The organism is Zobellella sp. An-6, assembly GCF_052487945.1.
The window spans coordinates 2,670,575-2,695,880 of record NZ_CP199259.1; the positions used below are offsets into that span (position 1 = coordinate 2,670,575).

The 25,306-nt window shown below is 60.3% G+C and carries 17 protein-coding genes; 8 read left to right on the top strand and 9 right to left on the bottom strand.

Annotated elements, in window-relative coordinates; all coding sequences use genetic code 11:
- Window positions 1-200: 200 nt before the first annotated feature.
- Entirely contained in the window at window positions 201-1,637 is a 1,437-nt protein-coding gene (locus tag ACT7DK_RS12435) for a sigma-54 interaction domain-containing protein (protein WP_445399587.1), read from the bottom strand.
- Between the two features lie 443 nt (window positions 1,638-2,080).
- Here ACT7DK_RS12435 and ACT7DK_RS12440 point away from each other — a divergent pair, with 443 nt between their 5' ends.
- Window positions 2,081-3,436, top strand: a complete 1,356-nt coding sequence (locus tag ACT7DK_RS12440) for a DEAD/DEAH box helicase (protein ID WP_445399589.1) — start codon at window positions 2,081-2,083, stop codon at window positions 3,434-3,436.
- A gap of 287 nt (window positions 3,437-3,723) precedes the next feature.
- Here ACT7DK_RS12440 and ACT7DK_RS12445 read toward each other — a convergent pair whose 3' ends face one another.
- Both ACT7DK_RS12445 and ACT7DK_RS12450 read right to left on the bottom strand, forming a co-directional pair.
- Window positions 3,724-4,347: a DsbA family protein gene (locus ACT7DK_RS12445; protein WP_445399591.1), complete on the bottom strand. Its 624-nt coding sequence runs from the start codon at window positions 4,345-4,347 to the stop codon at window positions 3,724-3,726.
- On the bottom strand, window positions 4,341-5,201 hold the full coding sequence (locus tag ACT7DK_RS12450) for an MBL fold metallo-hydrolase (protein WP_445399593.1): 861 nt from the start codon (window positions 5,199-5,201) through the stop codon (window positions 4,341-4,343). Before ACT7DK_RS12450 ends, ACT7DK_RS12445 begins: the two co-directional genes overlap by 7 nt.
- 107 nt (window positions 5,202-5,308) lie before the next feature.
- On the opposite strand from ACT7DK_RS12450, the gene ACT7DK_RS12455 reads away from it, so the two are divergent.
- Window positions 5,309-6,211, top strand: a complete 903-nt coding sequence (locus ACT7DK_RS12455; protein WP_445399595.1) for a LysR family transcriptional regulator — start codon at window positions 5,309-5,311, stop codon at window positions 6,209-6,211.
- A 57-nt stretch (window positions 6,212-6,268) separates the two neighbouring features.
- Here ACT7DK_RS12455 and ACT7DK_RS12460 read toward each other — a convergent pair whose 3' ends face one another.
- The 3 genes from ACT7DK_RS12460 to ACT7DK_RS12470 all read right to left on the bottom strand — a co-directional run bounded on the left by ACT7DK_RS12460 (window position 6,269) and on the right by ACT7DK_RS12470 (window position 10,569).
- Window positions 6,269-7,057 (bottom strand): transporter substrate-binding domain-containing protein, encoded by a 789-nt coding sequence (locus ACT7DK_RS12460; protein ID WP_445399597.1) that lies wholly within the window; start codon window positions 7,055-7,057, stop codon window positions 6,269-6,271.
- Window positions 7,058-7,561: 504 nt separating this feature from the next.
- Window positions 7,562-9,022 (bottom strand): sodium:solute symporter family protein, encoded by a 1,461-nt coding sequence (locus ACT7DK_RS12465; protein ID WP_445399599.1) that lies wholly within the window; start codon window positions 9,020-9,022, stop codon window positions 7,562-7,564.
- A 335-nt stretch (window positions 9,023-9,357) separates the two neighbouring features.
- Window positions 9,358-10,569, bottom strand: coding sequence for a M24 family metallopeptidase (locus tag ACT7DK_RS12470; protein WP_445399601.1), 1,212 nt, complete (start codon window positions 10,567-10,569; stop codon window positions 9,358-9,360).
- 912 nt (window positions 10,570-11,481) lie between these two features.
- On the opposite strand from ACT7DK_RS12470, the gene ACT7DK_RS12475 reads away from it, so the two are divergent.
- From ACT7DK_RS12475 to ACT7DK_RS12500, 6 genes are all read left to right on the top strand, one after another.
- Window positions 11,482-13,659: a type I restriction-modification system subunit M gene (locus ACT7DK_RS12475; RefSeq protein ID WP_445399603.1), complete on the top strand. Its 2,178-nt coding sequence runs from the start codon at window positions 11,482-11,484 to the stop codon at window positions 13,657-13,659.
- Window positions 13,656-14,978 carry a restriction endonuclease subunit S gene (locus tag ACT7DK_RS12480; RefSeq protein ID WP_445399605.1) on the top strand — a complete coding sequence of 441 codons (1,323 nt, stop codon included), beginning with the start codon at window positions 13,656-13,658 and terminating at the stop codon, window positions 14,976-14,978. Before ACT7DK_RS12475 ends, ACT7DK_RS12480 begins: the two co-directional genes overlap by 4 nt.
- Before the next feature lie 34 nt (window positions 14,979-15,012).
- On the top strand, window positions 15,013-16,341 hold the full coding sequence (locus tag ACT7DK_RS12485) for a hypothetical protein (protein ID WP_445399607.1): 1,329 nt from the start codon (window positions 15,013-15,015) through the stop codon (window positions 16,339-16,341).
- Window positions 16,342-16,447: 106 nt separating this feature from the next.
- Complete coding sequence (locus ACT7DK_RS12490; RefSeq protein WP_445399609.1) at window positions 16,448-17,608, top strand: helix-turn-helix domain-containing protein; 1,161 nt, start codon at window positions 16,448-16,450, stop codon at window positions 17,606-17,608.
- Entirely contained in the window at window positions 17,605-18,117 is a 513-nt protein-coding gene (locus ACT7DK_RS12495; protein WP_445399611.1) for a DUF4411 family protein, read from the top strand. Before ACT7DK_RS12490 ends, ACT7DK_RS12495 begins: the two co-directional genes overlap by 4 nt.
- Window positions 18,117-21,182: a type I restriction endonuclease subunit R gene (locus ACT7DK_RS12500; protein ID WP_445399613.1), complete on the top strand. Its 3,066-nt coding sequence runs from the start codon at window positions 18,117-18,119 to the stop codon at window positions 21,180-21,182. The genes ACT7DK_RS12495 and ACT7DK_RS12500 overlap by 1 nt, the downstream gene beginning before the upstream one ends.
- A 188-nt stretch (window positions 21,183-21,370) precedes the next feature.
- Here ACT7DK_RS12500 and etfB read toward each other — a convergent pair whose 3' ends face one another.
- Genes etfB through ACT7DK_RS12515 form a run of 3 tightly spaced genes read right to left on the bottom strand, consistent with a single transcriptional unit; the run spans window position 21,371 to window position 25,299 of the window.
- The gene (gene etfB / locus ACT7DK_RS12505; protein WP_445399615.1) at window positions 21,371-22,153 is read right to left on the bottom strand and encodes an electron transfer flavoprotein subunit beta; all 783 of its coding nucleotides are present in this window, start codon (window positions 22,151-22,153) and stop codon (window positions 21,371-21,373) included.
- Window positions 22,143-23,360, bottom strand: coding sequence for an electron transfer flavoprotein subunit alpha (gene etfA, locus ACT7DK_RS12510; protein WP_445399617.1), 1,218 nt, complete (start codon window positions 23,358-23,360; stop codon window positions 22,143-22,145). The genes etfB and etfA overlap by 11 nt, the downstream gene beginning before the upstream one ends.
- On the bottom strand, window positions 23,353-25,299 hold the full coding sequence (locus tag ACT7DK_RS12515; RefSeq protein WP_445399619.1) for a (Fe-S)-binding protein: 1,947 nt from the start codon (window positions 25,297-25,299) through the stop codon (window positions 23,353-23,355). The genes etfA and ACT7DK_RS12515 overlap by 8 nt, the downstream gene beginning before the upstream one ends.
- Between the last annotated feature and the right edge of the window lie 7 nt (window positions 25,300-25,306).

Consider the following 25,306-nt stretch of genomic DNA (forward strand, 5'->3'; position numbering starts at 1 on the left):
GGCCCGGCGGTGACTCAACCGGGCATGATGACGTTCATCCCATTAAATACATGAAATGTGCCAGATATGTAAATTTTATGTGAAACAATGGTTTACAGAAATGCGTGCGCGGCGGAACGGCCAACCCGTCCTGAAATCAGGACAGGCGGGAAGAGAAGGGTCATTTGAAGCGTCCTGAAAACCGGACAGCTGTCCGGAATTCAGGAATGGCGGGCCAGCTTTTCGTAGAACACGGAGCGGGACACCCCCAGCAGCCGGGCCGCCTGGCTGCGGTTGCCGCCGCAGCGGGCCAGGGCGGCGTGAATGGCCTCGGCCTCGGCGCGCGCCAGCACCTCGGCCAGGGGCCTGGGTTCGGGCTCCGCCGCGCCGGGTTTGGCGCCGGCTTGCTCCGTATGCGGTGGTGCGGGCAGGACCGGCGCCGGCAGCACCCGGCGCAGGGTATCCACCTCCAGCACCTCGGCGCCCTCGCTCATGGTGAAGGCCCGCTCCAGCACGTTGCGCAGCTCGCGGATATTGCCCGGCCAGGGGTGGCGGCCCAGCTCGGCCACCGCCGCGCCGGTGATCTCGACCCGCTCCTGGCCGAGGCAGATGTCTTCCAGCAGGGCCTCGCACAAAATCCCCAGATCCGCCAGCCGCGCGCGCAGCGGCGGAATGGGGATCTCCAGCACGTTCAGCCGGTAGTAGAGATCGGAACGAAAGCTGCCCTCGGCCACCATGGCGGCCAGATCCCGGCTGGTGGCGGCCAGTACCCGCACGTCCACCGGCACCACCTGGTTGGAGCCCAGCGGCTCTATCTCCCGCTCCTGCAGGGCCCGCAGCAGCTTGGCCTGCAGCCCCTGGGGCATGTCGCCCACCTCGTCCAGGAACAGGGTGCCGCCGTGGGCCAGCTGGAACTTGCCCTCGCGCGTGCGCCGCTCGGCACCGGTATAGGCCCCCGGCGCCACCCCGAAAAACTCGGCCTCGAGCAGGTTTTCCGGAATCGCGGCCAGGTTCACCCCCACGAAGGGCCCCTCGGCCCGGGCCGAGAGCGAATGGATGGCCTGGGCCAGCACCTCCTTGCCGGTGCCGGTTTCGCCCAGCAGCAGCACCGGGATGTCGCGCCCCGCCGCCAGCCGGGCCCGGCGCTTGACCTCCAGCGCCGCCGGGCTGGCCCCGACAAAGTCGCCCAGCTGGTAGCGGGTGCCGCGGCGGCGCTTGGCCAGGGCGCGCTTGGCCGCCAGCAGATCCTGGTGCAGGCGGCGGTATTTGCTGACCAGGGGCGTGAGCGGCTGCAGATCGTCGTACAGCACAAAGGCCACGGCGCCGCTCACCCGCCCCTGCTCGTCGAAGAACGGCAGCCGGGTCACCACCAGTTGCTGGCTCTGGTATTCCATGATGTCGAGCAACAGCGGCCGACCGGTTTCCACCACTTCCGGCATGCGGCTGTGGGGGATCACCGCGCGCACCGGCCGGCCGATGACGGTGTGGGCGTCGGCAATGCCGAGCAGGTTGGCGTAGCGGGCGTTGATCCAGCTGATGCGCCCTTCCCGGTCCACGGCAATGGCGCCGGCGCTGGCCTGCTCGAACATGGGAAACAGCACTTCAATCAGTTCCCGGGTCAGGCCGTTGCCTGACTGGGGCTCAAACGGCATGGGCATATCCAGCCCTCCTTGGCGCACAATGACCCAGATGTTAGCCAAAAGCCCCGCCGAATTCGAGGTGCCGGGTCGGCAGACAGCCATGGACTCCCGCCTGCGCGGGAGCGACGACTCGTTGAGATTCACTATCGGGTCTTTTAGTCATGGGCTCCCGCCTACGCGGGAGCGACGCCTGCCCGTCATGCCCGCCCTCCCCGTCATCCCCGCGCCTCCCCCGTCATCCCCGTCATCCCCGCGAAGGCGGGGATCCAGGACGGGGTGCACTAGCCCGAACCACGGCGCCGGGTCGGCAGACACCCATGGACTCACACCCGGTTCCGGCCGATATTGTCCCGCATCACGCCGGAACATTACATCCGCCCCGGGTTTCGCTACAATATGCCCCTTTTTCCACGGTGGCCCGGTCCGGGCCGGCCGACTTCCCCTACTCCCGGAGCAGTGACTTGGCGCAACAATCCCCGCATTTCAACGATTTTGGACTGGACTCCCGTCTTATCAGGGCCCTCGGCCACCTGGGCTTCGATACCCCCACCGAGATCCAGGAAAAGGCCATTCCGGTGGTGCTGGCCGGCCATGATCTGATGGCCTCGTCCCAGACCGGCTCCGGCAAGACCCTGGCCTTTCTGCTGCCGGCCCTGCACCGGCTGCTGAAGACCAAGGCGCTGAGCAAGCGGGATCCGCGCGCCCTGATCCTGGCTCCCACCCGGGAGCTGGCCAAGCAGGTGTTCGGCCAGTTGCGCTCGCTCACCGGCGGCAGCGGGCTCAACATCGCCCTGCTGTTGGGCGGCGAAAACTTCAACGATCAGCTCAAGGCGCTGCGCAAGTCGCCGGACGTGATCGTGGCCACCCCGGGCCGGTTGGCCAACCACCTGGAAGCCCGTTCGCTGCAGCTGAACGGCCTGGAGCTGCTGATCCTGGACGAAGCCGACCGCATGCTGGATCTGGGCTTCGCGCCCCAGCTGGAGCAGATCCACCAGGCCGCCGACCACCGCCGCCGCCAGACTCTGATGTTTTCCGCCACCCTGGATCACGCCGAGGCGGACGACATGGCTGCACGCCTGCTCAAGGCACCCAAGCGGGTGGCCGTGGGCGCCGCCAACGCCGAGCACCAGGACATAGCGCAGCGCTTTTTGCTGTGCGACCACCTGGATCACAAGCAGGCGCAGCTGTTGCACCTGCTCGGCCACGAGGACTACCAGCAGGCCATCGTCTTCACCGCCACCCGCGCCGACACCGAGCGGCTGGCGGCCCTGTTGCAGGAGCAGGGGCAGACTGCCGCCGCCCTGCACGGCGACATGAGCCAGGCCGAGCGCAACCGGATCATGGACGCCTTCGGCCGGGGCCAGCAGCGGCTGCTGATCACCACCGACCTGGCCTCGCGCGGGCTGGACCTGCTGCAGGTGTCGCTGGTGGTGAACTTCGACCTGCCCCGGCAGGCGGAGGAATACGTGCACCGCATCGGCCGCACCGGCCGCGCCGGCGCCAGCGGCATGGCGGTCTCGCTGGTGGGCCCCAAGGACTGGGACGCCTTCAAGCGAATTGAGCGCTTTTTGCAGCAGGACATCGCCTTTGCCAGCATCGAAGGGCTGGAAGGCAAGTTCAAGGGCATCAGGCCCAAGGCGGCCAAGCCCCTCATCAAGGCCGGGCCCAAGCCAGCCGCCAAGGGCAAGCCCCAGCGCGCGCCGGTGAAAAAGCCCGCCAAGCCGGCGCACAGCCGGGCCGAGCGCTTCACCGGGCCGGGCCTGGGCTCCGACGACGGCATGGCCCCCATGCGGCGCAAAAAGCCCGGCGGCGAATAAGCGCGGCAGTCCCCGCCCTGACGCTTCCCCGTCATCCCCGCGCCTCCCCCGTCATCCCCGCGCCTCCCCCGTCATCCCCGCGAAGGCGGGGAGCCAGGGCAAGGGGCACCGGCCCAAACCACGGCGCCCGATCTGCAGATACCCATGGACTCCCGCCTGCGCGGGAGTGACATCTCCCCATCATCCACGCGCCTCTCTCGTCATCCCCGCGAAGGCGGGGAGCCAGGGCAAGGGGCACCGGCCCAAACCACGGCGCCGGGTCGGCAGACACCCATGGGCTCCCGCCGTCAGGCCAGGGGCTGTTGCCAGAAAGACCGCCATTCATCCGGGCGGCCATAGAACCGGCTCAGGCCGATGGCCTGCCACTGCCCTTCCCTTTCCATCAGCATCGACGGAAACCCGCCCAGACCGAACTGCTCCATCAGTTGACGGGTGCGCCGCACCGCGGCTTCCACCTCCTCGCCCGCCCGGCTCATGGCCTGGGCCCAGGCCTCGGGGCCGATACCGAGCTGGCCTGCCAGGGCGGACAGGGTGTCCGGCCGGTACACCGGCAACCCGGACTGGTAATGGGCCTGCTGGATGCGGTGCAGCATTTCCACCTCCGCCAGCCCCAGATGCCCGGCTGCGATCACGGCCTGGGCGGTGATATAGGAGTCCAGCACCAGGGGCGCATCGCCGGCGACCCGCTCCAGGTAAGGCGCCCCGAAAACCTGCCCCGTCTGCGCCTCGATGCGTTGATCAGCGTCGAGAATATGCCGGCGAAAACCGGCATCAATCGCGGTTTTACGTATCATGCCGCCGGGGTGCAGCGCCAGCCGCACACCGTCCATCCGGCTCAGTTGCCCGATAAGGGAGGCGGCGCCGTAGCACCAGCCGCACATGGGGTCGAAAATATAATGCGCCGTTACCATGTCATTTCTCCCATATGGACCTTGGCCCCGATTTCCAGCGCCATGGGCAGGCCCGCCTCGGGGTAGGCCCGGCTCAGGGCATCGATAAGCTGGGCGCTATCCTTGCTCTCGGCCTTCGCCCCGGCAAAGTCCGCCAGGTAGCGCTGCGAAAAGGCGATGGCGGAAGCATCGGTTCGGGTGCCCGGCAGCATATGGCCGGGGATCACCAGCTCGGGCTCGAGGGCCGCCATGTCGTCCAGTTGCCCGGCCCAGGCGACACGCTCTTCATCGCCTTGGGCGTCGGCCATCCACAGGTGCACATTGCCGTATACCGCCACGTTGCCCAGAATCGCCTTGTTGGCCGGGATCCACAGGTAAGGGCGATGGCTCAGTGTGCCGTCGGTGCCGCGGATCTCGATGCTCTGGCCGTCGATGCTCAGGCTGTTGCCGTTGTAGGCCGTGGGCAGCACCGGCTTGACCGGCGCGTTGTCGCCCATTTTGGGCGCCCAGAATGCCAGTTTGTCTTCCAGTTTCGAAGCGATGGCGTCACGCACCGCCGGCGTGGTGACCAGCTCCGCCTGGGGGAACAGCTGCTGCAGCACCTCGGCGCCGAAGTAGTAGTCCGGATCCGCCTGGCTGATAAAGATGGTCTTGAGCCGTTTGCCCGAGTCCAGCACCTTGGCGGCGATGCGCAGCGCGTCCGACCGGGTAAAGCCGGTATCGACCACCATGGCTTCGGTGTCGCCGTACACCAGGGTGGAATTGACGTGGAAACTGTTGCCGTCGGCGTTGTATACCTCCAGCGTCAAGGGTTGTGCCGCCATGGCGGCGCCGGACAGCAGCAGGCCGGCAGCGAGGGTGGTGACTGTGTTCATCTGGGTTGCTCCGAATGGGTTTGTTGTATGGGGAGCAGTTTACGGCTTGAACTTGTTCGGATATATGGCTAAAAAACAACATCATTATTTCTTAAATCGAGCATGTAATGGATCGTTTGACCGCCGCCCGGGTATTTGTCGATGTGGCCGCCACCCAGAGCTTTACCGCCACCGCCGAGCGGCTGGAAATGTCGCGCCCCATGGTAACGCGCTATATCGACGCCATGGAAAGCTGGCTGGCCGCCCGCCTGCTCAACCGCACCACGCGCAGGGTGTCGCTCACCTCCGCCGGCGAGCAGTGCCTGCCGCAGGTGCAGGCCTGGGTCGAGCAGGCGGAAGGGTTGCAGTTTCAATTGATGGGGCGGGACGAGCCGGCAGGGAAAATCCGGGTGGCGGCCAGCATGTCCTTCGGTTTTGCCCAGCTCATCCCCGCCGTTAAGGCCTTTATGGCACGCCACCCCCGGGTGGATATCGACATAGAGGTGCAGGACAGGGCGGCCGATCTGGTGGCGGAGCGCATCGATCTGGCCATTCGCATCGCCGCCGACCCGGATCCGTCGCTTATCGGCAAGCCCATCGGCCGCTGCGAGTCGGTGCTGGTGGCCAGTCAACGCTACCTCGACGGCGCGCCGGAGATCACCCGGCCCGCCGATCTGACCCGGCACCGGTGCCTGGGCTACAAGAACTTCGAACGCCATATCTGGCATTTGAGCCGCGACGGCCGGCACGAATCGGTGGAAGTAACTTGCCGGCTGACGGCGAACGAGGCCACCACCCTGCTGAGTGCGGCGCTTCAGGACATGGGCGTCGGCCTGCAGCCCACCTACCTGGCCCAGGGCGCCCTCGCCCGCGGCGAGCTGGTACGGCTGCTGCCGGAATGGCGGCCCAAGGTGATGGACATTTACGCCCTCTATCCCTCGCGCAAGCACCTCTCCCCGGCGGTGCGCGCCCTGATCGACCACCTGGCCGACTGGTTTGCCGATGGCACATGGCAGGATATTAGGCTGTAGCTTGCCCGCGAGCGCCGCTTTGCGGCCACCGGAAGGCCGCAAAGCACGGGGTGCCTGTCAGGGAGTGTCGCCGTAGATATCATAGGGAAAATAGCGGGAAGCAATTTCCTGATGGATCCCTTTTTCCCTCAGGGTCAGTATGCCCCGGTTGAGCAGCTCGGCCAGATCCTGATCCTGTTTGCGCACGGCGATGCCGATCCCCTTGCCGAACCAGGCCTCTTCGGTGAAGACCGGCCCGGAAAAGTGAAACTCCCGGCCATCCGGCTTGTCGAGCAGGCCGCTCTGGATGCCGAGGGCACCGCCAAACACGGTGTCGACACGTCCGGCCCGCAGATCCATAAAGGCTTCATCGAAGGTACCGTAACGCACAATATCGATGCCGTTGTGTTTATCGGTGAGGTACTTGTCGCCAATGGTCGCCCTTTGCACCCCGACTTTAAGATTGGCCATGCCGGCATCGCTAAAGTCGATCTCGTGCTCTTTGTGGGTGACGAAACGGGTGGGCACCCGGGCGTAGGGAATGGTAAACAGCACCGTCTTCTCCCGCTCGGGCGTGATGGTCATGGCCGCGATAATGGCATCGTGCTTGCGCGACAGCAGGGCCGGAATAATGCCGTCCCAGTCTTGCGCCGCAATTCGGCATTTGACTTGCAGCTCCTCGCACAAGGCCCGGGCCAGATCGACCTCGAACCCTTCCAGCTCGCCATCGGTGGTGGTCCAGCTGAAGGGCGGGTAAGACCCCTCCACACTGAACTTGATCTCTTTCCATTCCCGGGCCTGTCCGGTACAGGCCAGGCTTAACAACGCCGCTCCCAGCAGGGAGGATTGCCAGAATCCGTGCTTCATCCTGAATATTCCTTGTTGGTATTTATCGCCATACACAGCGAAAAAATAAAATGTGACAATGGCAGAAGTTAACGAAATATGATGCCAAGCATCACGTTATAAGCAGGAGAGGATAACGGTCAACAAGGAGATGTTGGATTTATGTGAATTAGGTTAAAACTGTGAGGCGGGCGTAATATTGAGCCAAACGAAGCTCTTTTGGCTGGCCCTCCCCCGTCATCGCCGCGCTTCCCCGTCTTGCCCGCGCCCCCCGTCTTGCCCGCGAAGGCGGGCATCCAGGGCGAGGTGCACCGACCCGGGCTACGGCGCCCAATCTGCAGACACCCATGGACTCCCGCCTGCGCGGGAGTGGCGAGATAAAACACGGGAGTGACGCTTCCCCCGTCTTCTCCACGCCTCCCCCGTCTTGCCCGCGAAGGCGGGGAGCCAGGGCAAGGGGCAGCAGATCAGCAGCATCAAAAAAAGGGCGCCTTGCGGCGCCCAAATTGACTTCCCCTTGTCAGTTCAGGCGGTGGCGCGGCGCGGTGCGCGCTGGCCCGAGGTGAGTCTGCTGACCAGCACATAGGTGAGGCCGGAGGCCAGGCAGCCGTAGAGCGGACCTTCCACCCAGCCGACCTTGGTGAACAGCAGGAAGCCGCCGCTGGTGACCAGGCCGGTGAACATGGCGGCCAGGGCGCCGTAGCCATTGCCCTGCCAGAAGGCGGAGATGAACACCGGGCCTATCATCACCGCCAGCAGGGTGCCGGAGCCCAGGATGCCGAGCCAGGACAGCATAAAGGGCGGCGCGTACAGCATCATCAGGAAGCCGACAAAACCGAGAATGGCCACCCAGATGCGGTTGATCCACAAAATGCGGGCACCCGAGGCCCGGCTGTGCGGGAACAGGGCGGTGCGCAAGTCGTGGGAGGCGGCGCTGGACACGGTGTGCAGCAGCGAGTTGGCGGTGGATTTCATGGCGAACAGGATGAACAGGGTGATCACCCCCGCCAGGGCCGGGTGCAGGAAGTTGGCCAAATACACCGGCATGGCCTGATCCGGCTCGGCCAGCTCCGGGTGCGCCACCCGCACATACATGCCGACGATGGGCACCAGGCTGAGCAAGCAGCCCATGGGCGCCACCCAAATGGCCACCTGGTGCATTTTCACCGTGGGTTTAAAGGCCAGGAAGCGCACCGCCATATAGGGCAGCACGGCGGTGAACAAGAAGGCATAGGGCAGCACCAGGAACACCGAGCCCCGGCTCTCGCCGTAGGGCGCCGAGGTGGTGGGGTTGAGCAGCTGGGGATCGATGGCGTTGAGCCGCTCCACCATTTCCATGGGACTGACGTCGGTGAACACCTGCACCATCATCACCAGGGCGCCGATGCCCATGCCCGCCACCATCAGGGTGTCGGTCCAGGCCACCGCGGCCAGGCCGCCGAGCATGGTGTAGAGGATGATCACCGAGATCATCAGCAGCGCGCTCTCGCTCAGGCTGATGCCGAGCCAGGAAGCGCCCAAGAGCCCCACCGCCTTGATCTGGCTGGTGAGGAACACCAGCAGCAGCACTATGGTAATGGCCGCCGCCACCCCCTTGACCCAGCGCTCCAGCAGGGCGCCGCCACCGTGCAGCTGGGCCACGTATTCGGGAATGGTGCAACTGCCCAGCTCGTCGGCCCGGCGGCGCAGAAAGCCGGCGAAGTAGAGCACGGCAATCACCATGGCCGGGGCGAAGAAGAAGTTGCCCAGCACCTCGATGGAGCCGAACTCGTAGGCCACCCCCGGCGAGCCCATAAAGCCCCAGCCGCTGAAGCCGGTGGCCACTATGGTGCCGGCGCCCACAAAGGGCCCCAGGCTGCGCCCGGCCACCAGAAAGCCGGTTTCGTCGCTGTCTTTCACCACCCGGCTGGAGAGATAGCCGATAAAGATCAATATTCCGAACGAGCCCAATAGCAGGGCCCAGTTCAACCACTGGTAATTTTCCATCTCAAGTTCCCTTTAACGTGTGTTGGCCCGGCCGTTCAGCAACGGCGGTGATCTTTGCGCACATACTGCCGGTAGCCGTAGGCCAGCGCGGCCCAGGCGAGGATGATGGCGTTAAGATAGGCAAACCATTCCATGGTCCAGGATTGCATCAACATGACTTCTACCTCTTCGAGCAGCCTCTGCCGAGGCTGGTTTAAGTTCCCTGATTCCACCGGCCTGGCCGGCCTCACCAGAAGTAGTTTGGCAATAATGACTCCCTCTATTGCCGTTGCGTCTTGCAGTTGTTCGAGCCTGCAAAACACAAAGGCCCGCCTGAAACAGGCGAGCCGAATGCGTTAACCCTTGATGATGTTGTACTCGGGGCCGAACGGGAAGCGGGTGATGTTTTCGACCCCGCTTTCGCTGATCACCAGGATGTCGTGCTCGCGGTAGCCGCCGGCGCCGGGCAGCCCTTCGGGCAGCATGATCATCGGCTCCATCGACACCACCATGCCCGGCTGCAGCACGGTGTCTATATCCTCGCGCAGCTCCAGCCCCGCCTCGCGGCCGTAGTAGTGGCTGAGGGTGCCGAAGGAGTGGCCGTAGCCGAAGGTGCGGTATTGCAGCACGTCGTGCTGGGCGAAGATCTCGTTCAGCTCGGCGGCGATGTCGCAGCAGCGGTTGCCGGCCTTGATCAGCTCCAGGCCGCGGCGGTGCACCTTGCAGTTGATCTCCCACAGCTCCAGGTGGCGGTCGGAGGCGTATTCGCTGAACAGGGTCCGCTCCAGGGCGGTGTAGTAGCCGCCGATCATCGGGAAGGTGTTCAGGCTGAGGATGTCGCCGGCCTCTATCTTGCGGCTGGTAACCGGGTTGTGGGCGCCGTCGGTATTGATGCCGGACTGGAACCACACCCAGGTGTCCATCAGCTCGCCATGGGGGAAGGTGCGGGCAATTTCGCGCACCATGGCCTGGGTGCCGGCCAGGGCCACTTCATACTCCGGCACACCCACCGCAATGGCGTCGCGAATGGCGGCGCCGCCCACGTCCGCCACCCGGGCGCCCTGCTTGATCAGGGCGATTTCTTCCGCCGACTTGATCATGCGCATCTTCATGGTGGGCACGCCGATGTCCACGAACTCGGCCTCGGGCAGCGCGGCCTTGAGCTTGTCCAGGTTTTGCAGGCTGAGGTGGTCGAACTCCACCCCCACCCGCCGGGCGCCGCCAATCAGCTGCTGCACGGCACGGAAGAAGTTGTCTTTTTGCCAGTCGGTATACACCAGGTTGTCGCCCAGGGCGTTGCGGCGATAGGGCTGGCCGCCGTCGATATTGGCGGTGATGGTGGTGTGGATCTCCTGGGTGACCGCCAGGCCGTAGTCGCGGCCGAAACGGCAGTACACAAAGTCACTGAAGTAGTTGATGTTGTGGTAGGAAGTGAACAGCACCGCATCCACATCGTTGGCGGCCATGTACTGGCGCAGCTTTTGCTGGCGGGAGAGCATCTCCTCGCGGGAGAACATGCCGCGGACTTTTTCGCCGTTGGGGATGCTGAGGGTGTTGGGCATTTGCATGGTAAGACTCCTTCCTTGTAGCTGATGGTTGCTGCGCCGAGAAACACCGGTTTAGCGCATAACCCCGATGCTAGAGTCCCGCCCACCATAAAAGAAATGAATACTTCAAATCAGCCCATTTAGGATGTTAATGCTTTGTTATGGTGCACTACTACCCCGTCATCCCCGCACTCCCCCGTCATCCCCGCACTCCCCCGTCATCCCCGCGAAGGCGGGGATCCAGGCGGCCCCTCAAACACCACCAGCACCAACCGAAAAGCCCCCATCCCACACCGGCCACTCCCCCATCCCCCGTCATCCCCGCGAAGGCGGGGAACCAGAGCAAGCCGCACCAGCCCGAAGAACAGCACTTAGTCTGCAGACACGCTTGGGCCCCCACCCCGCCAAATCGGACAAAACTTAACCGAACAGCACAAAACTCAAACAACCCCCTCGCAAAACGCACCCTTTGCCATTGCCTTTTAACTAGGATGTGGCAAAAATGGCTCTTAAACGAGTTAAGGAAGGGATGCAATTGACTCTTATATCGGTAGGATTCATCTAACCTGTTTACACCTTGTCTATGGGTTTAATGGCTCTCTTACTCTTGGATAAGCACAACTTTACTCATTAAATGCCTTACCAACTCAAAAAGTTAACAAAAACCCTTATAAAACAATGTTATATGTTAAATCTATGATCACATTTGAGCTTGTTCATAGGTTGAAAAAGTTAGTTCGATCTCTACAAATCCGTCACCAAGCTCTAAATCCGTAAGATGAGTTAAATCAGCTATTTACATCATCGAACACTCAACTGGTCTAATGAGCAGGAGCGAGCCGGCGTGCAATGCACAAATGTTATTCGCACTAAAGCCTCCCTGGCGGATGCCAGAGTGTCGGATTCAGGTCATACCCCTAGGATTAAGAACACATGAATTTGCAGCTACACGAGCAACTAAAAGGCCACATCTGGGAAATCGCCAACCGCCTGCGCGGCCCCTATCGCCCACCACAATACCGCTTGGTTATGCTGCCCATCGTTGTACTGCGCCGCTTGGACTGTGTGTTGGAGCCCACCAAAGACGCTGTGCTCCAGCAATACGAAAAGCTGACCGCGAAGGACACGCCTAAAAGCGCGATGGAAAAGCTGCTGGGCAAGGCTGCTGACCCCACGCGTACCCATCCGCTGTATAACACCAGCCCCTTCACCTTTGAGAAGCTGCTGGGTGACCCGGAGAACATTGCGCCCAATCTGGTGGCTTATATCAATGGTTTTTCTCCAACCGCACGCGCCATCTTCGAACGCTTCAAGTTCACTGATCAGATCGAAAAGCTCGATGCCAGCAACCGCCTTTTCACCATCGTTAAGGCGATGGCGGAAGTGGATCTGCACCCGGAGCGTATCGACAACCTGCAAATGGGCTACCTGTTCGAGCATCTGGTGATGCGCTTTAACGAGCAAGCCAACGAAGAGGCCGGGGATCACTTCACCCCCCGCGAAGTGATCCGCCTGATGGCAAATCTCGTCTATACCGGTGAGAAAGATGTCTACAAACCGGGCATCTTCCGCACCATCTATGACCCTGCCTGCGGCACCGGCGGCATGTTGTCAGAATCGGAAAAATTCATTCTGGATCAGAACGATCAGGCCAACCTGGCCTTGTTTGGTCAGGAATACAACGACGAATCCTGGGCGATCTGCTGTTCAGACATGCTGATAAAAGACGAAGATACCAGCAGCATCGTATTGGGCGACACCCTGGGCGATGGCAAAACACGAGATGGCTTTCAAGGACACAGCTTTCACTATATGCTCGCCAACCCCCCCTTTGGCGTGGAGTGGAAAGACCAGAAAATCGTGGTCGAAAAAGAGCACAAGGAAATGGGCTTTGCCGGGCGTTTCGGTGCCGGGCTGCCCGCCATCAATGATGGTTCTCTGCTGTTTTTGCAGCACATGATTGAAAAGATGCACCCCTATGAGGAAGGCAACGAAGACGCCACCGGATCTAAGATTGCCGTGGTCTTTAACGGCTCACCGCTGTTTTCCGGCGATGCCGGCTCCGGCCCCTCCAATATCCGCCGCTGGATCATTGAAAACGACTGGCTGGACGCTATCGTCGCACTGCCTGACCAACTCTTCTATAACACCGGCATCTTCACCTATGTCTGGTTGGTCACCAACCGCAAGGCCCCGGAACGGCGCGGCAAGGTGCAACTGATCGACGGTACCCGCTTTTCCCGGCGCATGAAGAAAAGCCTCAACAACAAGCGTAACGAGATCACTGAAGACCAGATCCGTCACCTGACCCGGCTGTACGGCAATTACCAAAACGGCGAGACCGCAGAAGTCAAGATCAATGGCGGCACCGAGACCCGCGTTGTCTCCCGCATTTTCGAGAACCGTGAGTTCGGCTTCCTCAAGGTGACGGTGGAACGCCCCCTGCGCATGAATTTCGAGGCCACGCCCGAGCGTATCGCCCGGCTGGATGAGCAGACCGCCTTTGCCAACCTGGCTACATCCAAAAAGCGCAAGAACGAGGCCGCGGCCGCCAAAGAGATCGCAGAGGGGCAAGAACTGCAGGAGGCCATTCGCGCCCTGTTAGCCAAGCTGGCCGCGAATGGGCAGTACACCGGCCGCTCCGCCTTCGAAGCGGATCTGAACACCGCGGCCAAGGCCGCCGGCCTGAAGCTCCCGGCGCCCATCAAGAAGGCGATCTTCAACGCCCTGGGCGAACGCGACCCGGATGCCGAGATTTGCCGCGACAGCAAGGGCCGGCCCGAGCCGGACAGCGAATTGCGCGACACCGAAAATATTCCGCTACCCGCTGGCACTAATTTACCGCTGCCCATGCAGTTCGGCCCGGACAAGCCTAACGATGAGCTGGTGGAAACCTTCAAGGATGAGATCGACGCCTATATGGTTCGCGAAGTGCTACCCCATGTAAAGGATGCCTGGGTGGACTACAGCAAGACCAAGGTGGGCTATGAAATCCCCATCAACCGGCATTTCTACGTCTACAAGCCACCGCGTCCGCTGGAGAAGATTGAGCGGGAGATTACCGAGCTGGAAGGGGAGATTGCTGGGTTGTTGAAGGGGTTGGTAGGATGAGTAGTACCTTTGAAGAAGAATGGCTTGCCGATTTACCTGACGATTGGGTGGATAAGCGAGCGGATTTTCTGTGTGACTCTTATCGAATCACTGTGGATCCGTCGCAATTTGGTGATGATCTTGTAGCACATTATTCGATCCCGCAGGTTCAGGAAACTGGTGGACCAATTGTTGAGCCTGCCAGCGATATAGACAGCTCAAAACTACTCATAAAAACCGATACGTTGTTGGTTTCTAAGCTGAACCCGCGCAAACGTACTATTTGCATTGCCAGACCCCATGGCGAACATCCGACGGTCGCCTCTGGCGAATTCGTAGCGATCAAGTCCGATAAGATAGATCAAGGATACGCTTACTACCTATGGTGCAGCGAAAAGGTGACAGACCGATTATCAGCAATCGTGCAGTCCGTTACCCGTTCTCACCAACGAGTGAACCCGTCAGATATTCAAAAGCTGCCTTGGAAGTGGCCCCCCCTCGAAGCCCAACGCCGCATCGCGCAGTTTCTGGACGAAAAAACCGCACGTATCGACGGGCTGATCGAAAAAAAACGCGCTTTGCTGGATCGGCTGTCAGAAAAGCGCCAGGCCCTGATCACCCACGCGGTTACCAAGGGCCTGAACCCCGACGCACCCATGAAGCCCTCCGGCATCGACTGGCTTGGGGATATTCCGGCACATTGGGATCTTGTACCTTTCAAATGGCGTTGCCGTATTCAAAGTGGACAAGTTGATCCACGAGAGCCTGGTTATGCAGATATGCCTCTGATTGCCCCTGATCATATAGAAAGTGCAACTGGACGATTGTACGAGATAACAAGTGCTGAAGATCAAGGCGCGATTAGCGGGAAGTATCTATGCCCAACAGGATCAGTTCTATACTCGAAGATACGTCCCGCGCTTCGCAAAGTTGCACTATTTGACACAGAGTGTCTTTGTAGTGCCGACATGTATGCCATAGATCCTGGCCCTTATTTTGATCGCAGTTATCTATTCTATTTTCTTCTTACAGATGCGTTTACCGCATATGCAGAACTTGAATCTCTCAGAGTTGCAATGCCGAAGGTAAACAGGGATGCTCTTGGAGCCTTTCCTTTACCTGTTCCAAACCCAGATGAGCAAGTTGCTATCGCGACGTTCTGCTTGCGGCAAGATAAGGAGCACAGCATTGTTGTGGACCAACTCAAACATAGCATAGAAAAATTAGAAGAGTACCGAACGGCCCTAATCACCGCCGCTGTCACAGGCCAATTGAAGCTTCTGATCCCCGAAAATACCAAACTGGATGCACAAGACAGGCGATGTGATACGGTAAATTAAATGTATTGAACATGATGTCCTGAGGAGGGATGGTATGAGTAATAACCTGCTGATTCTTGGTGCTGGCGTTGACCGCACTCAGGGCATTGATTTTCCATTAGCCAATACTCTGCTGGCAGATGTGTCACGCTATCTTGAAGGGCCAGGAAAACCTGTTGATGAAGCACTACGGGCGATGCTGCCCGGGTTACGCTTCAGTTTTAACAATATGATTGCACGTGCAGTGGATAAGATCGCTACGCGTGAAACCCATGAGCAAAAAGCAATGGTGCAGAGAGTTCGCGAAGCGATTGTCGATTTGCCTCCCGAACAAGATAGCATTCGTAAACATGGCGAGCTGATTATTCGTTTATTCGAAAAACTGGCGACTATTGCTGAGCAGAGTTATCTGGATAAAGAAACGGAAGCTTTGATTCGCGAGGTATTCCCCAAAGATGCCGACGATCTGATTGATAGTGATTCTATTTTGGACATCCATAAGCTATCACTGTCGGACACCTTTAAAACTGTTCTCAAGCGCACACTCAAGATGGGATTAAGTGGCGAGCACCATGCGGTTGCAACTGCGCTTGGTGCCGACATGCTAAATATTGAAACATTGTTGGTCGAAAAATTTCTTGGTTTCTATAACGAGAAGCCTGCCGACATCAAGAACTATCTCTATATTTCATGGGCGCTCTGGGCCTATCTAGTAGCAAAGCAGAGAGAGGTTTTAATTTCTCATGGGGATGTCAAGCTTCCATTCTATGGAAAGATCCCTAACACCATTCGAGCACTGACACTGAACTACACTGCCTTCCTACAAAGCCATCTTGGTGATGATCAAGTCATCTACTTTCATGGTGGTCTAGCGGAATACGTCAGGATGGACACGCGTGATCTGTTGCCTGTAGAAAATATTTTGGAGTGCGACCCAGCTGACTTCATACGTACAATAATTGCACCTAACGTCGATGTGACACATGAAGATGTGCGACAGCAACGCCATGTAATCCCCGCTCTAGTACCTCCCCTTCGGCTAAAACCAATTCTGTCCCACAAATACATCGAGCTCTGGTCAAAAGCGTCACATTGGGTCAGTGAAGCACAGCACATTGTGGTAGTGGGCTACTCATTTAATAATGCAGACGAACATTTTAACGACATTCTGCGCTGTCACCCAGGTAGGAAAATCGACATCGTAGTGCCTGAAGCGCACAGTGAATACTTCAAGAGACGTATGGAGGCAGTTCTTAACATACCTGCATCCCAGTTCAACACGGTGAAGATCAATGGACATCTAGCTCTGCAAGCGAGAAATGTTAGGTTGATCGCAGCCAGAGCTTCTGATGTGAATATACCATCTCTGTTCGGACTTGAATGATGAATGATTTGCAGATGTGCAGTAGATGGTCAGCGGTCAGAATCACCTCTGAAGCCGGCCTGACTGGCGATACCAGGGTGTCTATAATGACCCCAGAGGTGGTGTTATGAACCGTGTAGCGGTCAATCCAGAGTTAGTGCAGTGGGCAAGGAAGCGCGCCCACCTAGCCATTGAGGATCTTGCAGGCAGGTTTCCCAAGCTGGTCTACTGGGAACGCGGTGAGGTTTTGCCTACTTTCAAGCAACTGGAAGACTTCGCCAAGGCGACTCATGTGCCGTTTGGCTACCTGTTCCTGCCAGAGCCACCACAAATCCCCATGCCGATTTCTGACTTTCGCACCCTGGGCAATCAGTATGTAGGTTCGGTCAGCCCAGACCTATTGGATACCATTTATGCCATGCAGAGGCGTCAGGCCTGGTTGCGTGAAACCCGCTTGGAATGTGAAGCAGAACACCTTGCCTTTGTCGGTAGTGCCCGTCTGACCGACGATCCGGCGGCGATTGGCCGCGAGATGCGCCGTTTATTGGGCCTGGAAAACGGCTGGGCCGCAAACGTACGTACCTGGCAAGAGGCCGTCAGTGCGTTGCGTAACTCGATTGAGTCACTGGGTGTGATGGCGGTAATCAATGGTGTGGTAGGCAATAACACACATCGTAAGCTCAATGTAGAGGAGTTCCGAGGCTTTGCACTAAGCGATGATCATGCACCACTGATTTTCGTGAACGGTGCGGATGCCAAGTCAGCACAGATGTTTACTCTGGCCCATGAACTGGCTCATATCTGGCTCGGCTCCGCAGGTTCCGGGCTTTCCGGTTTTCCCGGTATTTTCCCCGATGGTGGTGAAGTAGAGGCATTTTGTGACCGGGCAGCGGCTGAATTTTTAGTGCCAGAAGCAGAATTACGGGCACGTTGGCCCGAAGTTCAGCGCGATGCTGCGCCTTTTGAGACGCTCGCGCGTCGTTTCAAGGTCAGCCCTATCGTCATTGGTCGCAGGGCTATGGATTTGCAGTTGGTGGATCGGCAACATTTCTTTGATTTCTACGAGGCTTATACCCAGCAGGAGCGCAGGCAAAAGCAAGTGTCAAGCGGCGGCGGCGATTTTTACAATAACCAGAACACGCGTGTTGGCAGTATGTTTGCCGTTCATGTCATTCGTGCAGCCAGGGAAGGACGTATAGGCTTCAAGGAAGCCTATGAACTAACCGGCTTGAATGGTGGCGCCTTTCAGGAGTATGCACAGCGTCTGGGAATGGAGTTGCCCCGATGAGCTATATCATTGATTCGGATGTCCTGATTACCGCCAAGAACAGTTACTATGCATTTGACCTGTGTCCCGGATTCTGGGAAAGCTTGCTGGCACAACACCACACTGGACGGGTTCATAGCCTGGATCGCAACCGGCAGGAACTGCTGCAAGGGCGCGATGACGACAACTTGGTGAAATGGGTTCACGAATCGGTACCAGACAATTTCTTTCTGAGCTGCAATAACGCCGACGTGGTTTCCACCTATACAGAGGTAATGCTCTGGGTACAGCGCAATCCTCAATTTTATGATGGAGCCAAGGCCAAGTTTGCGACCGGCGCTGATGGCTGGCTGGTTGCGTATGCACGAGTATATGGCAATACAGTCGTAACTCTGGAAGAGTCCAGGCCAGAGTCGCGTAATCAGATAAAACTACCTGACGTGTGTATCCAGTTTGGTGTGCCATATCAAAACGTCTTTACCATGCTCAGGGAACTGAATGTGAAATATGACTATAAGGAAACAAATTAATGCCTGCGCATAACGAGGCGGCGTTTGAAACCGCCATCGAAACCGGATTGATAACATCAGGCGGTTATCAACAACGCGATGCTGCTACCTATGACGAGGCACTGGCATTATTTCCTGAAGATGTAACCGGTTTTTTGCAAGACAGCCAACCCGGTAAATGGAGCCAGCTAGAAGCGCTGTTGGGCGATAAAACCGGAGCCACAGTACTCGATAGCCTGGTCAAGGAGCTGGAGATCAAGGGCACACTGCATGTGTTGCGCTATGGCTTCAAATGCTATGGCAAAACCTTTCGTCTTGCCTATTTTCGCCCCAATTCCGGCATGAATCCCGAGGCTGCCATCGCCTATGGTAAAAACCGGCTAACTATCACCCGCCAAGTGGCCTTCACTTCGGTAATGAAAAAGGCCGGTGGCAAAAACCGGCGCTGTATCATTGACGTGATCCTGAGCCTGAACGGTCTGCCGGTAGTCACGGTTGAGCTGAAAAACCCACTCACCGGCCAGCACGCGGCAGATGCCGTGAAGCAATACCAGCAAGACCGCGATGAACGTGATTTGCTCTTTGCCTTCAAAAAACGTGCGCTGGTGCATTTTGCCGTGGACCCTGACGAGGTGTGGATGGCCACCCGGTTGAAAGGCAAGGAAACCGTATTCCTGCCCTTCAACCGGGGCCGAGATCATGGCGCGGGCAATCCGCCGGTGGAGAATAACTGGAAAACCCACTACCTCTGGGATGAAGTGCTGCATAGCGACAGCCTGATGGACATCCTGCAACGCTTTATGCACCTAGAGGTGAAAGAGCGGCAGGTTAAAACCGACAAGGGTATGCGTACCATCCGCAAGGAAACCATGATTTTTCCGCGCTACCACCAACTGGATGTGGTGCGCAAACTGGTCGCCCATGCGCAGATTAATGGCTCAGGACACAACTACCTGATTCAGCACTCTGCGGGCTCCGGCAAGTCCAATTCTATTGCCTGGCTGGCCCACCGCCTGGCCAGCCTGCACGATGGCCAGGACCAGAAGGTGTTTCACTCGGTAATAGTGGTGACCGATCGGCGCGTACTTGATCAGCAGTTGCAGAACACCATCTACCAGTTTGAGCACAAAACTGGGGTGGTGGAAAAGATCGACGAAAACACCCAGCAACTCGCTGCTGCGCTCTCGAACGGTACGCCAATTATCATTACCACCTTGCAGAAGTTTCCGTTTATCTCCCAAGCGCTGTCGACGCTGGAGAGCAAAGGTAGCGGGGTTAAGATAAGCACAGCGGGCAAGCGCTTTGCGGTGATTGTGGATGAAGCCCATTCGTCGCAGAGTGGAGAAACCGCCGCTGCACTAAGGGGCATGCTCAACAAGGACGGTATTGAGGCCGCGATTGCCGCACAACTGTCGGAGGAAGAGGATGATGCACTATCCGATGAGGCCAAAGCGGCGATTTTGCGTGATTCCCTACGCCGGACGCGGCAACCCAACCTGAGCTTTTTCGCCTTTACCGCCACACCCAAGTTCAAAACCAAAATACTGTTCGATGAGCCAGGGCCGTCCGGCACCTCGCCTTTTCATGAGTACTCCATGCGCCAAGCTATCGAAGAAGGCTTTATCATGGATGTGCTACAAAACTACACCACCTACAAGCGCTTCTTCGGCCTGATAAAGCAAGTGGAAAATGATCCGGAGGTACCGCGTAAAAAAGCTGCCAAAGCTCTGAGCCGCTATCTGGAACTGCATCCAGTCAATATTGACCAGGTGGTCTCGGTGATCGTCGAGCACTTCCGGCTCTATGTGATGAGTGAAATGGGCGGACGCGCCAAGGCCATGGTGGTTACCGGCTCGCGGCTCGCAGCGGTGAAATACAAACTGGCATTTGATCGCTACGTCAAGGACAACGGCTACAGCGGCATCCGATCCTTGGTGGCCTTCTCCGGCAGTGTAGAAGACCCGGACGACCCCGGAGCCTCCTATACCGAAGTCTCGATGAACGACGGCCTGGCCGAAAGCGAATTACCCGAAACCTTCGAGCGTGACGACTACCGTGTATTGTTGGTGGCCGAAAAATACCAGACCGGCTTTGACCAGCCGCTGTTGCAGACCATGTATGTGGTCAAACGACTGGCCGGGGTACAAGCAGTGCAGACCCTGTCACGCCTCAACCGTATGGCACCAGGCAAAACCAGAACCTTCGTGCTCGATTTTGCCAACAAGGAAGAGGACATCTACCAGGCTTTCAAACCCTACTACGAAGCCACGTCTATCGGTGAGAATGCAGACCCACACCGTCTGTCTGCATTGCAGCATAAGCTATTGACATGGGCGATCTTCGCACCGGACGATGTGAACACCTTCGCGGAAGTCTGGTACCAAGGCAAGCGCGATCATTCAGCCACAGACCATCGGGTGATGAATGCGGTCCTTGACGCCGTTGTCGCCCGTTTCTGTGATCAGGAAGAAGCAGAGCAGGAAGAGTTTCGTGGCCAACTGACCGCCTATCGCAATCTCTATGCCTTTTTGTCCCAGATCATTCCCTATCAGGACAGCGAGTTGGAAAAACTCTACGCTTTTGTACGCAACCTGCTCGCCAAACTACCGCCACCCGGCGATGGCCGGGCTTTTGTGCTGGATGATGAGGTGACCTTACGCTATTTCCGCTTGCAACAGATGACCGAAGGCTCCATTGATCTTGGCAGCGGCGAGGCCTACCCCCTGAAGGGGCCGACGGATGTGGGGACCAGCGGTGTGCGGGAAGAGCCGGTGGCGTTGTCGTCCTTGGTGAAAAAACTCAATGAACGTTTCGGCACCGATTTCACCGAGGCCGATCAACTGTTCTTCGATCAGATCAGCGCCAGTGCCGAGGGCAACGAAAAAATCGTCGAAGCCGCCAAGGCCAATAACTTGCCCAACTTCTCAGCTTACCTGGAGCGTATACTTGATGAACTCTTTATCGACCGCATGGAGAATAATGAAGAGATCTTCTCGCGCGTAATGACGGATAAACAGTTTCGTTCTGCCGCGCATGAGCACTTAGCCGAAGAAATCTTCAAGCGGGTACGGGAGGGTGATAAGTAACAGATTGGCGCGTTCATAGTGCATAAAGCTTATAAACAAGGCGCTGTTGGCTGACCTAAATCGAAGAATGGTTGGCGCTATATAATCAAGTTTATCGCAGTTTTATCTGACGATACTCTCACAAACAACGCCGGCTTCCGCCGGCGTTGTTATTTAAAACTTCAAAACTCCCAACTCAACAACCCAACCTACTTCCTCAATACCCCCTCCTCTACCAGCAGGTCGTAGATGGCTTTGGCGGCGGCCTGGGGATCGTTGCGGATGATCTGCCCCTTGCCGCCTTGTGCCTTGGCGGTGGCCTGCTTGAAGCGGTCGGCGGCGGTTTTGGCGCTGGCCACTTTCAGGCGTTTGGGCCTGGGCTTGGCGTCCTGCAGGGTCCAGCCGGCGCGGTCGGCGTCGGGCCTGGGGGCGGCCGGCTGCTGTTCGCTGATGCTGCCGCGCCGGGCCTTGGCAAAGGCCAGCTGACGGGGGCTGGCGGCGGCTTCGTCCACGCTGGCCACAAAGGGCAGGCGCACGCTCAGGCGGCGGCGCTGGCCCCGGGGCAGGGCCTGCAGCAGGGTCACTTCGTCGCCGTCTATCCGCTCGATGGCGGCAATGCCGGTCACCAGCGGCCAGCCCAGGCGTTCGGCCAGCAGGTAGGGCAGCATGCCGGAGCCCTCCCCCTGCTCGGCGCGCACCCCGGTGAGCAGCAAGTCGGGCTGCAGCTCGTTGAGGTAGGGGGCCAGCAGCTCCAGGGCGTCGTCGTCCGGGCCCTGGCGCAGCACCGTCAGCCGGTTAAGGCCCATGCCCAAATAGTCCTGCAACGCCGGCTGGGCCGGGCTGCCGGCGTGAATGGCCTCGAGCTTGCCGCCCAGGGCAAAGCCCAGCTCCAGGGCGCTGGCGTCCTGCAGGGCGCGGCGGGCGCGGCCCGACACCGGGTGGCGGCCTTCGCTTACCAGCACCGCTATGTTGAGGGAATGATCAGGCTGCATCGCTTACCTCCTGGGCCGGCCGGGCCTCTACCAGCGCCATCAGCGCCGCCAAAATTTCGCTGCTGTCGCCGATGGCGCTCAGGCTTGCGCGTTTTACCATGTCGCAGTCGGTGTCCTGGTTGATGGCCACCACCTTCTCCACCTTGCCGATGCCCTGCAAGTGCTGCACGGCGCCGGAAATGCCCACGGCAATGTACACCCGGGCGCTCACCCAGGTGCCGGTGGCGCCCACCTGGCGGTTGCGCGGCATAAAGCCGTCGTCCACCGCCACCCGGCTGGCGCCTTCGGCCGCGCCCAGCAGGGTCGCCGCCCGGTGGAACTGCTCCCAGTCGTGCACGCCGTTGCCGGCGGAGAGGATGAACTCGGCCTCGGCCAGGGGAATGTCGGCGGGATCCACCGCCACCCGGCCGCCGTCCCGCACCCGGGCCTTGAGCAGGGCTTCCGGCTCAAACTCCACCGGCTTCGCCTCGTAGCGGTGATCGGTGCAGGGCAAGGCGCATTCCTCCAGCAGCAGCAGCAGCCGGCACAGGGGGCGCGCTATGTCCTGGTGGCCGGCGCCGGTGCGGGCGATCAGGTGCTCGCCTTCCCACTTCCACACCCCGGTGGCCGGGCGCTCGCCCAGCTCCACCGCCAGCCGGCGGCCCAGCTCGGCGGACTCGCCCGCATCGGGGAACAACCAGTGCAGCGGCTTGAACTCGCGCTCCACCTGCCGGCACAGCTGGGTCCAGGCTTCCGGCTGGTAGCCTTCCACCCCGTGCAGCTGCAGCAGCCGGTCCACCCCCGCCTCGGCAATGCCTTCCTTCAGCTCGCCGCACAGCACCCCCAGCACAGCGGTGCTTTGCGCCTGCGCCGCCGCCAGCTGCTGGGCCAGGCCCAGCACGTCCTTGCCGTGGGCGGTAAGGCGCCCGCCGGAAAGGGGCAGCCACACCGCAATGTAGCCCTGGGGCTCCACCACCTTGTGCAGGGGCAGCTTGGGCTGCTCGCTGCGCTTCTTGGAAAGCTGCGACACCTCGCCGCCGCCGGCCAGGTTCAGCCGGTCCAGCCGGCGCAGGCCGCTGGGGCCGAGCTGCCACTGGGGCCGCGGGTTCTTGCGCAGCAGGCCGCTGGGGCCGCGCAGGGGCTGGCCGCTCAGCTCCGCGTGGCGCGGGTGCAGCCGGTTGCGGCGGATCCAGGCCAGGCGTGGATCCTTGCGAATAATGTCAGACATGGGCTTCCTCCTTTTGCCGCTGCGGTTGCTCCTGGGCCGGTTGGGCCAGGGCGTCCAGCAGCAGCTCGGCAATGTCCTTCACCTGGGGCCGGGGCTCCACCACCCCTTCCATCATCAGGGTGCACTGGGGGCAGGCCACCGCCATCAGCTCGGCGTCCACCGCCCGGGCGTCGTCCATGCGCATGTCGGCAATGCGGCGCTCGCCGGGAATGTCGGTCACCGGCGCCCCGCCGCCGCCGCCGCAGCAACGGGAGCGGAAACCGCTACGCTCCATCTCACTGCGCTCGAAGCCCAGCTGATCCAGCAGGTAGCGCGGCGCGTCGTACACGCCGTTGTAGCGGCCGAGATAGCAAGGGTCGTGATAGGTCAGCTTGCCGCTCTGGCCGCCGTTAAAGGCGAGCTTGCCGGCCCGGTGCAGCTCCGCCAGCAGTTCGCTGTGGTGCTCCACCCGGTAGTCGCCGCCCAGCTCCGCGTATTCGGTGCCCAGGCACTGCAGCGAATGGGGATCGGCGGTAACGATGCGGTTAAAGCGGTACTTGCCAAGCGTCTGGATATTGGCCTTGGCCAGGCGCTGGAAGGTGGCTTCGTCCCCCAGCCGGCGGGCCAGGTCGCCCGAGTCCAGCTCCTCGTTGCCGAGGTAGGCAAGGTCCACGCCACCGGCGCGCAGCAGCTGCACCAGGGCACGCAGGGTGCGCTGGTTGCGCATGTCGAAGGCACCGTCGCCCACCCACAGCAGCACGTCGGCCTCGCGCACTTCCTTCATCAACGGAATGTTGAGGTCGGCGGCCCAGTTGCTGCGGCTGGTGGGAGCCATGCCGCCCGGGTTGTCGGTGGCGATCAGGTTTTCCAGCACTTCCTGGCCCTTGCCCGGGGTCTGGCCCCGCTCCAGGGTGAGGAAGCGGCGCATGTCCACCACCGCGTCCACGTGCTCGATCATCATGGGGCACTCTTCCACGCAGGCGCGGCAGGTGGTGCAGGACCATAATGTCTGGCTGTCGAGCATGCTTTCCACCAGCGGCTTGTCGGGGCAGCCGGTGCGGGCGGCGTTTTCCTGGCCCGGGTGCGGGCTGCCGCGGTAGGTCACTTCTTCCTGGGCGGCGAGGCTTGTCACCATGTCCTGGATCAGCTTCTTGGGGTTGAGCGGCTGGCCGGCGGCAAAGGCCGGGCACTTGCTCTCGCAGCGGCCGCACTGCACGCAGGCGTCAAAGCCCAGCAGCTGGTTCCACTTGAAGTCGGTTACCTTCTCCACCCCCAGCTTGTCGGCGGTGAGATCCAGCGCCTTCAGGCCGGTGTCGCGGCCGCCGCCGAAGCGGGCCGGGCGACGGTGAAAGGCCAGGTGCAGGGCGCCGGCAAAGGCGTGCTTCATGGGGCCGCCCCAGGCCATGCCGAACACCAGCTCGCCCAGGCCCCAGGTGCACAGGGCCAGCAGCAGCAGGGTCAGCAGGGCGCCGCCGGTGCCCTCGGGCAAAATGCCCGCGGCCGGCAGGGTGGCGATAAAAAAGCCCAGGGCAAAGGCCAGCAGGCTTTTCGGCAGCCGCTGCCAGGGCCCGCGCGAGAGGCGCGAGTTGGGCAGCTCACTGGCGGGCTTGCGGCGGCGCTTCCATACGAACAGGGCGCCCACCGCCATCAGCAGGCTGGCCGCCAGCAGCGGCCACACCAGCCAGGCGCTGTGCAGGCCCAGGCCGTGCACCAGCACCACCAGCACCAGCGCCAGCACAAAGCCGCCGCCGGTGGCCACGTGGGTGTTGGACATATACTTGTCGCGCGCCACCACGTGGTGCAGGTCCACCAGGTAGCGGCGCGGCATGGCGGCAAGCCCCTGCCAAAAGGGCACCGGGCTGGGCTGGCCCCGGCGCCACAGCCGCACCCGGCGCGCGGCGCCGATGGCGGCCAGGGCGAAGGCCAGCACTAACAGATAAGGGATCACAGGCTCGAACATAGCGGGC